The organism is Streptomyces calvus, assembly GCF_006782915.1.
GTDB lineage: Bacteria > Actinomycetota > Actinomycetes > Streptomycetales > Streptomycetaceae > Streptomyces > Streptomyces calvus.
Window position 1 is genome coordinate 152,706 of record NZ_VCNP01000004.1, and the last position, 14,402, is coordinate 167,107.

A 14,402-nucleotide genomic window follows, 5' to 3' on the forward strand; every position below is an offset into this window, starting at 1 on the left:
TCAGCCCTGGATGATGCGCTGGACGCCGGCGATGCCCTCGCGGGTCCCGATGACGACGAGCACGTCTCCTGCTTCCAAGGGCTGGACGGGGCCGGGTGAGGCGATGACGTCCTCGCCCCGGACGACCGCCACGATCGACGCACCGGTGCGCGTCCGGGCCCGCGTGTCCCCGAGCATCCGTCCGGCGAACGGACTGTCGGACCGGACCTCGACCTGCCCCGCGCTCAGTCCGGGCACCTCGCGCGTCAGGTCGGCGAAACGCTCCGCGATGCGCGGGGCACCGAGGATCTCGGCGAGGGCGTCGGCCTCCTCGCTCGTCAGTCTGAGCACCGGGTGGGCCTCGTCGGGATCGTCGCCCGGGTAGACGACCAGCTCGAACTCCCCCGAGCGCTGGGCGACGACGCCCACCCGGTCGCCCTCGTGGTTGACGAACTCGTAGCGCAGCCCCACGCCGGGCAGCAGCACCTCGCTGACGTCCATGCCTCTCACCCTGTCGGCCGTGTCGGGTCCGGATCCGTGCGGGCGGGACCGCGCCCCGTGGCCCCGCCGTACTCGGTTTCTTCGGCACGCGCGACAGGTCACCCGAGTACGGGCGCCCCGGCGTGGTCCGTCCGGGGGAACACGGTCTCCTGGCCTGTCGGCGGGCCGGGTCAGGGCCGAGTGGCCCAGGTCCTGGCCCTGTCGGACCCTGGCCGGGGTGATCGCCCTGCTGGAGGGTGGAACCGAGGGGCCGCGTCCGCGGCCTCCCGAAGAGGGAGAGCCCAGTGAGTGATCCGGTGATCGTGGGGGTGGACGGTTCGGCGTCGAGCCTCACCGCGGTCGATGTCGCGGCCCGCGAGGCCCGCCTGCGCAGCACATCGCTGCGCATCGTCCACGCCATCGGCCGCCCGTCCGCGCATCTGCCGTCCGGCGCGGCGCCGTGGAGTCCGGCCGATCACGGCCTGGAGCCGTTGGTGCACGGACAACTGGCCCGGGCGGAGGAACGGGCGCGCACGGCCGCGCCGGGCGTCGAGATCACTCGCTCGGTGGTGACCGGTGACGCGATCGAGGTCCTGGAGATCGAGTCGCGGTCGGCGGCGCTGACGGTGGTCGGCAGTCGCGGCCTGACGGGCTTCTCCGGGCTGCTGCTCGGCTCGACGGCGGTGCACCTGGCCGCGCACGGCCACGGCCCGCTGATGGTGGTGCGCGGCCGCCCGGACCCGGCCGGACCGGTGCTGCTCGCCGTGGACGGCTCCCCGGCCGGGGAGCCGGCGGTGGAGTTCGCGTTCGCCGAGGCCGCGCTGCGCGGCGTCCCGCTCGTGGCACTGCACGCGTGGAACACCTGGAGCGAACGCGCCTACGAGGGGCCCGGCGATCCGCTGACCGCGGTGGTGGCGGACGCCGACCGGCTGCAGGAGGCCGAACAGCGGCTCCTCGACCGGACCGTGGCCGCCTGGCAGAAGACCTACCCGCAAGTCACCGTCGAGCGGCGCCTGATGCGGTCCCGGATCCGCAACGCGCTGATCGACGCCAGCCGGGAGGCCCAGCTGGTGGTGGTCGGAGCCCGGGGCAGCGGCGGCTTCACCGGCCTGCTCCTGGGATCGGTCAGCCAGGCGCTGCTGCACCACGCCCACTGCCCCGTCACCGTCGTCCGCGGCAAGGAGTGACCGTGTCCCAGCGGACCGCAGTGCCCGCCCCGCCCTCTCTCCACTGCGAGGACGCCTACGGGCGGGAGGCCGCCGAGGTGGCGGACCTGCTCGGCGTCGCCCCGGCCACGGGCCTGACCACGGCCGAAGCCGAACGGCGGGCCGCCGACCACGGAGCCAACGAGCTGGCCGAACCGGCCCGCAGGCCTCAGTGGCTACGCCTGCTGGACCAGTTCCGCAGCTGGCTGATCGGCATCCTGCTCGCCGCCGCCGTCGTCGCCGGCGTCATCGGTGAGATCAAGGACGCGGTCGTCATCACCGTCGTCCTGTTCGTCAACGCCACCATCGGCTATGCGCAGGAACGCCGCGCCGAGCGCAGCCTGGAAGCGCTGCACCGCATGCTCGTCCCCATCGCCCGGGTACGCCGCGACGGCCGGGTACTGAACGTTCCGGCCGGCACCCTCGTACCGGGTGACATCGTCCTGCTGGAAGCCGGCGACCGCGTACCGGCCGACGGGCGGCTGACGGTCGCGGAGTCCGTCGAGTCCGCCGAGGCCGCGCTGACCGGCGAGTCGCACCCGGTCGCGAAGACGACCGCGCCCACCGTCGGGGAAGGCGACGGTGAAGTGCCCGTCGCCGAGCGCACCGCCATGCTCTTCATGAACACGGTGCTGACCCGGGGCCGTGCCGAGATGATCGTCACCGCCACCGGCATGCACACCGCGGTCGGCGCGATCGCCGAGGAACTGCGCACCGGTGGCGACGCGCCCAGTCCGCTGCAGATCCAGATGGACAGTCTCGGCCGACGGCTCGCGCTCGTCAGCGGGGCCGCCGTGAGCGCCTACGCGCTCGTGGCGCTCGTTCGTGGGGAACCGCTCGCCGACCTCGCGCTGCGGGCCGTCGCGTTGGCCGTCGCGGCCATTCCCGAAGGGCTGCCCGCCGTCCTCGCGCTCACCCTCGCCCTGGGCGTCCACCGCATGGCCCGCCGCGGCGCCATCGTCAAGCGTCTGGCGTCCGTGGAGGCACTCGGCTCGGCGACCGTGGTGTGCAGCGACAAGACCGGCACGCTGACGATGAACGAGATGACCACCCGGGCCCTGTGGGTCGCCGGACGCCGGTACGACGTGACCGGTGAGGGCTACGACACCGCCGGGACCGTCCGCGCGGCCGATGGGCGGCCCGTCCCTGACCTTCGGGACGCCGTGCTGCCCTTCGCCGTGTGCAGCGACGCCCGGCTCGGTGCCGAGGGCGTGATCGGCGACCCCACCGAGGCCGCCCTGCTCGTCCTCGCCGCCAAGGCGGGCCTCGACACCGAGCTGCACACCCGGACTCCGCGCGTCGGTGAGATCCCCTTCGACCCCGCCGCGAAGTACATGGCCACCTTCCACCCGGGCCCCCACGGATCCGTCCACGTGCACGCCAAGGGCGCGGTCGACGTCCTGCTGGACCGGTGCACCCACCTGATGACCGACCGGGGTCCCGCTCCCCTCACCGCGGAGCGCCGCCGCGAGGTTCTCGACATCGCGCGGCGCATGGGCGGTGAGGGCCTGCGCGTCCTCGGTGCCGCCACCGTCGTGAGCGAACGGCTCGATGCCGATCAGGTGGCCGGACTGACGCTCACCGCTGTCGCGGGCATCACCGACCCACCGCGTCCCCAGGCGCGCGACGCCGTCGCCCTCGCCCAGGCCGCCGGCGTCACCGTGAAGATGATCACTGGGGACCATGCGGACACCGCCACCGCCATCGCCCGCGAGCTGGGCATCACCGGCGACGTCGTCACCGGTGCCGAGCTGGCCCGGATGAGCGAGCAGGACCTCGCGGACCGCGTCGAGGACATCGGGGTCTTCGCCCGCGTCGCCCCCGAGCACAAGGTCACCATCGTCCGCGCCCTCTCCCGGCGCGGGCACATCGTGGCCATGACCGGCGACGGCGTCAACGACGCGGCCGCCCTGCGCGCCGCCCACATCGGCGTCGCCATGGGCGTCACCGGCACCGATGTCGCCAAGGAAGCCGCCGACATGGTGCTCACGGACGACGACTTCTCCACCATCGTCCGCGCGGTCCGGGAGGGCCGTTCCCTCTACGACAACATCGTCACCTTCGTCCGCTTCCAGTTGTCCACCAACATCGGCGCCATCCTCACCCTGCTCGCCACCGTGCTGGCCGGACTGCCCGCCCCCATGTCGGCGATCCAGCTGCTGTGGGTCAACATCATCATGGACGGACCGCCCGCCATGGCGCTCGGCATCGACCCGCCCCGGGGCAACGTGATGCGGCGTCCGCCCCGCCCGCCCGGCGAACGCATCCTCAACGGCCGACGCCTGATCGCCGTCACCCGCTCCGGCGCGGTCATGGCCGCCGGCACCGTGGCCGTCTTCGCCGCCGCCCGCGCCCTCACCGACGACACCGCGACAGCGACCACGATGGCGTTCACCACGTTCGTACTGTTCCAGCTCTTCAACGCCCTGGCCGTTCGCAGCGAGGACGGCCCCGTCCTGGGGCGCCACCAGCTGCACAACCGCACCCTCTGGATCTGCCTGGCGGCAGTGCTCGTCCTCCAGATCACCGCCGTCCAGGCCCCGTTCGCCCAAGACGTCTTCGACACCGTCGCCCTCAGCGCCGCCCAATGGACCGTCTGCCTGCTCACCGCCTCCGGCGTGCTCCTGGCAGAACACGCCTGGCGCTCCGTGCACTCACGGCACGGCACCACACGTGACGCGGGCGGGGTGAGCCGCCTCGAGAACTGAACGGACGGCCGACGCGGTCACCACCTGCCTGGAGGAGGAGCCGAAGCACGAACCCGCGCAACGGCCACCCCGGCGACCTGTCCGACGACCGCTGGGAGCTGATCGAACCCGTGCTGTCCACCCAGCGGTCCCGGCGCCGCCGGGACGCCCTGGGATCGGCCGCCCGCCCGTGCACGGCCTGCGGCTCATCACGAACACCGTCCTCCACCCGGACCGCACCGCGATCCCCTGGCGCGGTCTGCCCGACTCGTACGGGCTGCTTCGGCAGGAGCCGGGGGCCAGCGGCGCGTGCCCGCACGGCCGCGGCCCGCTCGCGCCGCCTGTCAGCAAGCCCACCGATCACCGTCCATCGCGTCAGGGGGCATAGTGTTCGACGAAGACGGTTCTCCCGGCCCGTTCCTGAAGGTTCTGCTATACGCGGTTCCCGCGCTCGCTATCGGCGAGACGCCGTGGGAGCGGCTCACCGTGGATGTGTGGGGCGCGATGGCCTAGCACCCGTGGTGGACCGCGCTCATCTTGACGGGCACGCTCCTGGCACTCCTTTGCGATGCCCGGAGTCGTGCGGGCTCGGGCGACGCGCTCGTCACACCGTCCGATGAGGAAGTCGAATGGCTTCCGGACCAACGAAGAGGACGACCCCGGTGCCGGGCACCGGGGTCTCGGCAAGGAGCCGTACCAGCTCCTCACATGTGCCTCATCTCGTCGGCGACCCGCGCCGCCCACGTCTCGATCGCGGCGAAGTCACGGAAGTCGCCCCCCTTTCCGTTACGCAGGATCATCCGGGCGACCCAGCCCTTGGCGCCCTCCTCCAGGCATCCGCCGAGGGTGACGTGGTCCCGGGCGTCGAGTGCGACCATGGCCCTCTTCACGCCGGGAACGGGCGGGATGTCGCGCTCCGAGGCCGACGCGTCCAGCGGACCGCTGCTGAACAGCCACAGGGGACGTTCGGCCAAGGCACGGCGATGCCGTCGCAGGAACCGGCGGGCGTCCTTCTGCCAGCGTCCGGCGTACAGTCCGGCGCCGGCCACGACGGCCTCGTACGGCGCCACGCTGTCAACGGACCGGGCCGGCACGACGTCCACCGTGAGCCCGTCCTTGCGCAGGACCTCGGCGATGCTCTCGGCGATCTGCGCGGTGGATCCGTTCGTGCTTCCGTAGGTGACCAACACGGTGCCGGTCATGGCGGTGCACCTCCTCTCACATCCGGCGCAGCCAGTCGTCGGCCACGCCGTGCGGCGCCTGCGGCTCGTTGCCGCGCAGACGCGTGTCGTCCAGTCGGTGAGCGAGGTGGTCGACGACTCCGACCACACCGTCGATCCGGCCGGCCATCGCCAGGGCGATCTCCTTCTCGCTCCTGCGTTCCGTGTGCCTGGTGAGCGTGACGAACCGAGCCGACCTTGTGGTGCATCATGTCCGCTCCTTCCGTCAGTGATCAGCCACTGGCTCTCAGCGGAGCCGACGCAGATAGGGGTCCTGAGGTCTGCACGGCACCAGGCGGATCCGCGCGTCGAGCACGGTGACGCCGTCCGGTGTCGCAAGAACCGGGTTGAAGTCGGCCTCGGCGAGCTGCGGCAGGTCCGCCGCCATGCGGGACAGCCGCAGCAGCAGCTGTTCCAGGCCGCCGAGATCGACGGCGCCGCCGCCGCGTGCGCCAAACAGCAGCGGAGCGCAGCGCGGGGAGGTCATCAGGTCGTGTACGTCGTGGTCGGTGAGAGGGGCGAGGCGAGCGGCGTGGTCGGCGAGGACCTCGGTGGCCGTACCGCCGAGCCCGAACAGCACGAGCGGTCCGAAGACCTGGTCCTGGACGACACCGGCGAACAGCTCGGTGCCGCGGGCGGCGAGGGGTTGCAGGACGACACCGGTCATGAGCCCGGCGAACCGGGTCCTGAGGTCGCGGAACGCGGACCGGATCTGCTGGTCGCCGCGCAGGTCGAGGCGGACGGCGCGCTGTTCGCTCTTGTGCACGAGTCCGGGCCAGTGCGCCTTCATGACCACCCGGCCGTCCACGCCGCGCAGCCGGTCGGCGGCCATCACGGCCTCGTCCTCGGTCCCGGCCCAGGCCCACGGGATCTGCGGGATGCCGTAGCAGGTCAGCAGTCCGGCGCAGGTGCGGGGGTCGAGCCAGGCGTCGTCGGGGTGGGCGGCGAGGTGGTCCGCGACGAGGGTGCGGGCCCGCTCCGTCTCCACGCCGTCGAGGTGGGGCATTGTCCCGGCGGGCCGGGCCAGCCATGCCGCGCGGTGTGCGGCGTGGGCCAACGCCCGTGCGGCGGACTGCGCTTCGGCGTACGAGGGGACGCTGCCGCCTTCGGCGGCGGGCAGCAGCTCGACGGACAGCCCCTGTTCGAGGCGTACCACGGCCACCGGCTTCGGCCTCCGGCCGGCAGCGCCGGTGACGGCCCGCACGAGGTCGTCGCCGGTCGCCGCGGCGACCGCCGTGGGGACCAGCGCCACGAGGACGGCGTCGATTCCGTCGTACCGCATGATCCGTTCCACGCACTCCGTGAGCTGCTGTTCCGTGACAGCGGCGGTGGCGTCGACGGGGTTGCCGACGCCGGCGCCCTCGGGGAGGACGGCGAGCAGGTCGTCGATCAGCCCCGGAGCGGGCGCGGGGAGGGCGAGTCCGGCCTCGGCGCAGGCGTCGGCCGCGAGGACTCCTGCTCCGCCCGCGTTGGTGACGATCGCGACACGGGATCCCGCGGGAAGGGGCTGTGCGTGCAACAGGGCAGCCGTTTCGAGAAGTTCACCGACCGAGCGGGTGGCGGTGATGCCGGCCTGGGTGAACAGCGCGCCGCGCGTCATGGTGCGGGTGGCAGCGGCCGCTGTGTGCGAGGCGGCGGCCTTCCGGCCCGCCTCGGTGCGGCCGGCGTCCACGGTCAGCACCGGCATCCGACGGGTCACCCGCCGGGCGGTGCGGGAGAAGGCGCGCGGGTTACCGAAGGACTCCAGATGCAGCAGCGCGAGATCCGTGCGACCGTCGCTCTCCCACCACTGGAGCATGTCGTTGCCGCTGATGTCGTACTTGTCGCCCAGGGAGGCGAAGGAGGAGACACCGATAGCGAGCCGGGACAGCCCCTCCAGCAGCGCGATGCCGACACCGCCGGACTGCACGGCGACCCCCGCGGTGCCGGGATGCGGATGGCCTGCGGCGAACGTGGCGTCGAGGCCCAGATCCGGGTCGGTGTTGGAGATGCCGAGGCAGTTGGGGCCGACGAGTCGCATGCCGTAGGTGCGGCAGGCGGTCAGGAGCGCCTGGGCGTGGCCGCTGTCGAGGCCCGCGGAGACCACCACCAGGGCCCGTACGCCTGCCCTTCCGCACTCCTCGGCGACCACGGGAACCGCGTGGGCGGGCGTGGCGATCACGGCGAGGTCGGGCGTCCTGGGCAGGGAGGGGACCGAGGGGTACGACGGCACGCCCAGGATGGCGGTGGCGCCGGGGTTCACCGCGAACAGACGGCCGGTGTAGCCACCCGAGTGCAGCTGGTGCAGGATCGCCCGGCCGACCGAGCCGGGTGTGCGTCCGGCACCGACGACCGCCACGGTCCTCGGCCGCAGCAAGGGCCGCAGACTGGCGACGTCGGCGGTCCGGCCGCGTTCCTCGACCGCCGTGAGGTACGCGTCGCTCTGGTCGAGGATGACGGTGCAGCGCACCTCCGGCCCCTCGAAGTGGCGCTCGGTGCGCAGACCGAGGTCGGCGAAGAGTTTCAGAACCTCATGGTTCTCGCTGAGCGCGTCGGCGGTGAAGGCCGTGATCCCGTCGGCGCGGGCGGCGGAGACGAGGTGCTCGATGATCAGCGTACCCACACCGCGGTGGTGCAGTCCGTCGGCGACGGCTATGGCGACCTCGGCCGTGTCCTTCTCGTCGCCGGACTCGTACTCGCCGACGCCGACCACCCGGCCCTGCGTCTCGGCGAGCAGCGCGCGGCAGCCGGGGCCGACCGGTCCGCAGACCCTGTCCGCGGAGAGTCGGGCCGAGCCACGGCAAGGGGAGAAGAACCTCAGCCGCAGGTTCTCCGGGGACATCTCCTCGTACAGCCCCTGGATCTGCTCGTGATCGCCGGGCCGGACCGGACGGATGCAGACGGTGGTGCCGTCCGCGAGCAGGGCGTGGACGGGGGGCCGGTCGGTCACGTCGTGCTGCGTCATCACGGAACTCCTCACGCAACCTGTCTGTCATATCGAGCATCCGGCCGATCGAGCGGGAATCCCATGGGCTGTCCGGGGTGAGGACGGGGCCGGTCGGCCCGAGTCCGTGCCGGTCGGCCCAAGGCGCCGGGGGTATGTGCTTCGGCCCGTGCGCGTGCTCGACCCTGCGTGCGCGAGGGTCGGACATGACGGAGCCCCACGCCCGGAGGCGGTGCGGCGCCCGTTGCCGGTCGGCATGCGGTCAGGCGTCTTGGTGCGGCACCACGGCGACCGGGCGGGCTCGGCACCATCAGCACCGCCGCCACCGTCCTCACCACCGCCTCACCGCACAACCGTCGGCAACCTGGAGGCGGCCTCATCGAGAAGTTGTCGGGCCGGTACGAGGTACCTCCTGACGGGCGACTCTGCCCCGCGAGCGGGGTTGTCGGTTCGGGGCGTGGTAAGTCCCCCTACGGGGCCCTCCATTTTATCGGGAGCAAGGGTGCGGCGCGTTCTCGTCATCGACGGCCATCCGGATGCCGGCAGCTACTGTGCCGCCCTGGCGCACGCCTACGTGGAGGGCGCCAGGGCGGGCGGGCACGAGGTCCGACTGCTCTGTGTCAGGGACATGCGCTTCGATCCGGTCCTCCACGGAGGTTTCACCCACCCGCAGACGCTGGAACCCGATCTCGTCGATGCGCGGGACGCCGTCCGCTGGTGCGAGCACTTCGTGATCGTGACCCCCTGCTGGTGGTGGCACGTCCCGGCGCTGCTGAAGGGATTCATCGATCGGGTCTTCCTGCCGGGCGTCGGAGTGGAGTACCTGAAGCGGCCGCCGTACATCCGCAAGCTCCTGAAGGGGCGCTCGGCACGAGTGATCTATACGCAGAACTCCCCGCAAGCCGTGGCGCTCCTGGCGCGCGAGGATCTGTTCTGGCGGAACATGCGCCGGGCCTTTCTGCGCCACTGCGGATTCCGCCCAGTCCGGCGCACCCTTCTGGCCAATATGCAGTCGGCGAACCGGAAACGGCGTGAGCGGTGGCTGAGGAAGGTCCGCGAGCTGGGGCTCGCAGGCCGCTAGGGAACGCCGTCGATACAGCGTCTTCCTCCGGACGGAATCCCGGTGGCACTCCCTGGGGGAAGGGGGGCGATGCGGTGGTCGATGCTGGTCACAGCGGCCTGCCTCCTCTCGCTCACGAGGGATCAGCCGGTCCGGGCCACGGGCACGAAACACTTTCGGGCTCCGGCGACGTGGTCCGGGCTGCGACCTCGGTCCTGACGCTCCAGCTCCTGTCGTCGGGGCCTTCGATGCCGCTGCCCGCCCGTGTCGGCCGCTCAGGCTGCGGTCCGGTACACCCTCCCCCACGATGAATGCATGGCGTTCATCCGATCCGCTCGCACCTTCGACGCCTTCCGGGCGCTGGCGGACCGGCGTGGGCGGCCGGGAGACAGGCTGATCGAGTCCCTGGCCGAGGCCAGGGCCGGAACATCGGACAGCCCCGAGAGCTGGGCGCCGGCTGTTGCCTCCCGTACCGGCCTGCCTGCTGCCGCCGCGCTGGGACCCGCCAGTTACTACGCGGACCTCTCCGCCCCGCACGGCGACCGTCATGTGCGGGTGTGCACCGCGACGGCGTGCTTCGCCGCAGAGGGCGGAGGGCACCTCGCGGAGGTGGAGCGCGTACTGGGCGTCGCCGCGCACACCGCCTCGCCCCGCGGTGACGTGTCGGTGCAGACCGTCCGCTGCCTGGGCTACTGCTATGCGGGGCCCGCCGCGCTCGACGGCGACACACCGTGTACCGGGGCGACCCTCCCGGCTCAGCTCGCGGGACGGGAGCCGCCGCGGGCGCCGGGGATCCCGGCGGTCGACGACACCGGTGACCCGGTCCTGCTGGGCGGCGTGCTCTCCGGTGAGCCGACGTGGCAGGTGTGGCCGGGGACGGTGTCGTCCGGCACTCCGGAAGAGGTCCGGCGTGAGGTGGCGGCGTCCGGGCTCCGGGGACGCGGCGGTGCCGGATTCCGCGTGGCGGCGAAATGGGAGGCGGCGGGCCGCGCCCCCGGGACCGTGGTGGTCGCCAACGGGGACGAGGGCGATCCGGGTTCGTACGCCGACAGGCTGCTGATGGAGGCCGACCCGGGGCGCGTCCTGGAGGGTCTGGCCCTGGCCTGCTTCGCGTGCGGGGCCCGCCGGGGCGTGGTGCTGGTGCGCTCCGAATACCCGGCCGCACTGGCGCGGATGCGGGAAGCGGTGCGCCGGGCGTACGAGGGCGGGCACCTCGGACCGTCGGTGCACGGGACGGCCACCTCCCTGGACATCCACGTCGTCCAGGGCGCCGGCTCCTACGTCGCCGGTGAGGAGACCGCGCTCATCGCGGGGCTGGAGGGCGGCCGCGGATGCGCCCGGCCCCGCCCGCCGTACCCGACCGAGCACGGCCTGTGGGACGCGCCGACCGTGGTCAACAACGTCGAGACCCTGGCGGCCGTCCCCTGGATCGTCCGGCGCGGCGGCCGGCAGTACGCCCGGCGCGGTACGTCCGACGAGACGGGAACCAAGCTGGTCTGCCTCTCGGAGCGGTTCGCCCGGCCGGGCTGCTACGAGGTCGAGCTCGGCACGCCGGTGCGGCGGATCGTCACCGAGCTGGGAGGCGGTCCGAAGGACGGAGCCGTGCTGACGGCGCTCCAGGTCGGCGGACCGCTGGGCGGCTTCCTCGCCGCCGACGCGCTGGACGTGCCGCTGTCGGAGGCGGGACTGTCAGCCCGGGGCGCCGCCCTCGGGCACGCCGGGCTCGTCGCCTTCGACGAACGCGTGGCACCGGAGGACGTGCTGCGTCACGTATGGGAGTTCGCCGCGGCCGAGAGCTGCGGCGCATGTTCGCCCTGCCGCGTCGGCTCGCAGCTCGGTCTGGAGTGGGCCCTGGCCGGTGCCCCGCCGGACCAGGAGTGGGAGCGGCTGTCGCGGCTCCTCACCGAGGCGAGCCTGTGTGCCTTCGGGCGGCGGATTCCGCCCGCCGTGCACAGCCTCGCCCGCGCCTACGGGAACCGGCCGGCGGGATGGGGGCCATGAACGGATTCATGATCGAGATCGACGGCACCGGCGTTGCGGTACCCGACGGGTCGTCCCTGCTCACGGCGGTGCGGGCGGCCGGTGTCGAGCTGCCCTCACTCTGCTCCGACGACCGGCTCAGTCCCGCCGGGTCGTGCCGTACGTGTCTCGTGAGGGCCGGGGGGCGCATCGTGGCGGCCTGTGTCACTCCGGCCTCCCCCGGCATGCGCGTGGACACCGGGAGCGACGACGTCGTGCGGCTGCGCCGGGACGCGGTGGAGGTCATCGTCTCCGCACTGCCGCCCCGGGCCCTCGCCGACGGCGGTCCCGGCGAACTGGCGCACGTCTGCCGGTCGCTGGGCATCGGCCCCGAGGCGGCACAGGGCGCCGGAGGCCGGGGCGTGGACGACTCCCATCCGTATGTCCACCTGGATCGGGACCTGTGCATCGCGTGCGGCCGGTGCGTGCGGATGTGCTCCGAGGTGCAGGGCACCTTCGCGCTCACCCTGGTCGGCCGGGGCGGTGATACGGTCGTGGCCCCGGGTACCGGCGGGCCCTGGATCGAGTCGGACTGCGTGGCCTGCGGCGGCTGCGTGGACACCTGTCCCACGGGGGCGATCAGCCAGCCTGGACCGGCGCGTGGGCTCACCTCGGCGTTCCACCCGGCGGAGGGCCAAACGCGCACCACGTGCGGCTACTGCGGTGTGGGCTGCGCCCTCGACGTGGTCACACGGGACGGTGAGGTCACGGCGGTGCTGCCCGCCCGGGACGGCTCGGTCAACCGAGGCCACGCGTGCGTGAAGGGTCGCTTCTCCCACGGATTCCGCACCTCCCCGGAACGGCTCACCCGGCCCCTGCTGCGACGCGACGGCGTGCTGGAGCCGGCCGGCTGGGACGAGGCGCTGGCCCACGTCGCCCGGGGACTGCGGGCCGCCGTCGACGCGGGCGGCCCGGACGCCGTGGCGGCGATCTCCTCGGCCCGCGCCACCAACGAGGAGAACTACCTCGTACAGAAGTTCATGCGGGTCGTCATCGGCACCAACAACGTCGACAACTGCTCCCGCCTCTGCCATTCCCCCTCCGCCGCCGGCCTCACCGCTTCCTTCGGGCTCTCCGGCGGCACCGACACCTTCGACGACGTGGAGCGGGCCGACTGCCTGCTGGTGGTCGGGGCCAATCCCGTCGAGGCCCACCCGGTGGTCGGAGCCCGGCTGCTGAGGCAGGTTCTCCGCGGAGCCCGGCTGGTCGTCGCCGATCCACGGGCCGTGGGCCTCGCCCTGCACGCCGACGTGCATCTGCGTCCGCGTCCCGGCACCAACGTGGCGCTCTTCCACGGGCTCGCCCACGTCCTGCTCACCGAAGGGCTGACCGACGAGGAGTTCCTGCGCGAACGCGCCACCGGGCTGCCCGAACTCACCGAACTGCTGGCCGACTACCCGCCCGACCGGGTCGCGGACCTCACCGGTGTACCCGCCGCGGACCTGGTCGCCGCCGCCCGCCTCTACGGCGGGGCCGGGCGGCCGGCCATCGTCTACGGCCTGGGCGTGACCGAGCACCTCCACGGCACCGACGGGGTGCGGTCCCTGGCCAACCTGGCGATCCTGCGCGGCGCCGTGGGCACCGACCGCGGCTACGGGGTCAACCCGCTGCGCGGCCAGAACAACGTGCAGGGCGCCTCCGACATGGGCGCCCTGCCGGACCTCCTGCCCGGATACGGCAAGGTCACCGACGCCGCCGTCCGCTCGCGGGCCGCGGACGTCTGGGGCGTGCCCGTCCCGGCGCGGCCCGGGCTTCGGATCCCGGGCATGTTCGCCGCCGCGCGAGCCGGGGAGCTGCGGGCGCTGTGGATCGTCGGCGAGGACGTCTGCGCGACCGACCCCGACGCCGACCAGGTGGCCCGGGCCCTGGACGCCTGTCCGTTCGTCGTCTGCAACGAGCTGTTCCTGTCCGAGACCGCCCGGCACGCCGATGTCGTCCTGCCCGCCGCGTCCTGGCTGGAGAAGGACGGCACCTTCGTCAACTTCGACCGCCGGTTCCAGCGCGTGCGCCCCGCCGTGCCCCCGCCGGGGCAGGCCCGAACCGACTTCGACATCCTGCGGGCCGTCGCCGAGGCCATGGGAGCCGCTCTGGGCTGCCCGACTCCCGCCGACGCCCTAGCCGAATGCGGTCGGCTCGCGCCCGTCTTCGCCGGACTCTCCCACGACCGCCTGGACCGGGAAGGCTCCGTGCCATGGCCCTGCCGCTCCCCCCACGGCCCCGGAGAGGCCAAGCTGTACTCGGAGCGCTTCGCCACACCGGACGGGCGGGCCCACCTGGCCGCCGCCCCCTACCTCCCGCCCGGCGAACAACCCGACGACGACTATCCGCTGGTCCTGGTCACCGGGCGGCGCTGGGCGCACTACAACTCCGGAAGCATGACGCGGCGCGGCGGCAACCTGGCGCTCGATCCTGTCGACTTCCTGGATCTCCACTCCGACGACGCCGGCCGGTACGGCCTGCGGGACGGCCAGGACGTCACGGTGGAAAGCCGGCACGGACGGGCCCGGCTCGTCGTCCGCGTCGGTGAGCAGACGGCCCCCGGGCAGGTCTTCTGCTCCTTCCACTTCCCCACGAGCGGGGTGAACCGACTCACTTCCGACATCGCGGACACCGTCACGTCCTGCCCCGAGTACAAGGTCACGGCAGTCCGCGTGGCCGCGCCGTGAGAAGGACACCCGCACTGCAAAATATCCCTTTATGCGCAAGTTCTCGCCGACCTGGAGAAGCAGAATGCCCCGAGGCCCCAGGTGCGGCCACACCGCGTACGGGAGGTGAGGGGCCGTGCGTCCCCGGCCCCGGGCCGATTCCGTGTGTCGCCGGTGTTCGATT

At 73.0% G+C, this 14,402-nt stretch carries 10 protein-coding genes; 6 read left to right on the top strand and 4 right to left on the bottom strand.

The features are described from left to right. Nucleotides 1-480, bottom strand: a complete 480-nt coding sequence (locus tag FGW31_RS01150) for a cation:proton antiporter regulatory subunit (protein ID WP_085575897.1) — start codon at nt 478-480, stop codon at nt 1-3. Nucleotides 481-764: 284 nt separating this feature from the next. Here FGW31_RS01150 and FGW31_RS01155 point away from each other — a divergent pair, with 284 nt between their 5' ends. From FGW31_RS01155 to FGW31_RS35900, 3 genes are all read left to right on the top strand, one after another. Then, on the top strand, nt 765-1,646 hold the full coding sequence (locus tag FGW31_RS01155) for a universal stress protein (RefSeq protein WP_233452315.1): 882 nt from the start codon (nt 765-767) through the stop codon (nt 1,644-1,646). A gap of 2 nt (nt 1,647-1,648) precedes the next feature. After that, nucleotides 1,649-4,372, top strand: a complete 2,724-nt coding sequence (locus FGW31_RS01160; protein WP_233452317.1) for a cation-translocating P-type ATPase — start codon at nt 1,649-1,651, stop codon at nt 4,370-4,372. 366 nt (nt 4,373-4,738) lie between these two features. Further along, on the top strand, nt 4,739-4,864 hold the full coding sequence (locus tag FGW31_RS35900) for a hypothetical protein (RefSeq protein WP_259396479.1): 126 nt from the start codon (nt 4,739-4,741) through the stop codon (nt 4,862-4,864). 191 nt (nt 4,865-5,055) lie between these two features. Here the strand turns inward: FGW31_RS35900 and FGW31_RS01175 are convergent, their stop codons facing one another. From FGW31_RS01175 to FGW31_RS01180, 3 genes are all read right to left on the bottom strand, one after another. Beyond that, nucleotides 5,056-5,553 (bottom strand): flavodoxin domain-containing protein, encoded by a 498-nt coding sequence (locus FGW31_RS01175; protein WP_142191377.1) that lies wholly within the window; start codon nt 5,551-5,553, stop codon nt 5,056-5,058. A 16-nt stretch (nt 5,554-5,569) separates the two neighbouring features. Further along, nucleotides 5,570-5,701: a hypothetical protein gene (locus tag FGW31_RS35420; protein ID WP_308432266.1), complete on the bottom strand. Its 132-nt coding sequence runs from the start codon at nt 5,699-5,701 to the stop codon at nt 5,570-5,572. A gap of 117 nt (nt 5,702-5,818) precedes the next feature. After that, the gene (locus tag FGW31_RS01180) at nt 5,819-8,515 is read right to left on the bottom strand and encodes a bifunctional acetate--CoA ligase family protein/GNAT family N-acetyltransferase (RefSeq protein WP_142191378.1); all 2,697 of its coding nucleotides are present in this window, start codon (nt 8,513-8,515) and stop codon (nt 5,819-5,821) included. Between the two features lie 481 nt (nt 8,516-8,996). On the opposite strand from FGW31_RS01180, the gene FGW31_RS34860 reads away from it, so the two are divergent. The 3 genes from FGW31_RS34860 (at nt 8,997) to fdhF (ending at nt 14,239) form a co-directional block, all read left to right on the top strand. Then, the gene (locus FGW31_RS34860) at nt 8,997-9,575 is read left to right on the top strand and encodes an NAD(P)H-dependent oxidoreductase (protein ID WP_161174893.1); all 579 of its coding nucleotides are present in this window, start codon (nt 8,997-8,999) and stop codon (nt 9,573-9,575) included. A gap of 294 nt (nt 9,576-9,869) precedes the next feature. Next, a complete protein-coding gene (locus tag FGW31_RS01190) occupies nt 9,870-11,555 on the top strand; it encodes an NAD(P)H-dependent oxidoreductase subunit E (protein ID WP_142191380.1) in 1,686 nt (561 codons plus the stop codon). After that, entirely contained in the window at nt 11,552-14,239 is a 2,688-nt protein-coding gene (gene fdhF / locus FGW31_RS01195) for a formate dehydrogenase subunit alpha (protein ID WP_233452319.1), read from the top strand. Before FGW31_RS01190 ends, fdhF begins: the two co-directional genes overlap by 4 nt. The last annotated feature ends 163 nt before the right edge of the window (nt 14,240-14,402 follow it).